The organism is Gilvimarinus sp. 1_MG-2023 (genome assembly GCF_030548285.1).
The window spans coordinates 1-339 of sequence record NZ_JAUOSC010000485.1; the positions used below are offsets into that span (position 1 = coordinate 1).

The window sequence follows — 339 nt, forward strand, 5'->3', positions numbered from 1 at the left end:
TGAACATCGAGGCCGCACTGACTGCCAAGATCGGTATCACCGGCAAAAAACTGCACACCGGCCGCTCCCGTAACGATCAGGTTGCCACCGATATCCGCCTGTACTTGCGTGATGAAATCGATCTGATCAGTGCCGAACTGACCCGCCTGCAACAAGGCCTGATTGAACTGGCCAAGCGGGAAGCCGACACCATCATGCCGGGCTTCACCCACCTGCAAACCGCACAGCCAGTCACCTTTGGTCATCACCTGCTGGCCTGGAATGCGATGCTGGAACGGGACTACGCCCGCCTGCAGGATTGCCGCAAGCGGGTTAACCAGTTGCCTTTGGGGGCTGCAG

General features: G+C 59.0%; 1 protein-coding gene. It reads left to right on the forward strand.

Features of this window, described 5'->3' with window-relative positions:
* Window positions 1–339: lyase family protein (locus Q4563_RS17745; RefSeq protein ID WP_303605441.1), on the forward strand; the 339-nt coding region annotated here is incomplete at both ends.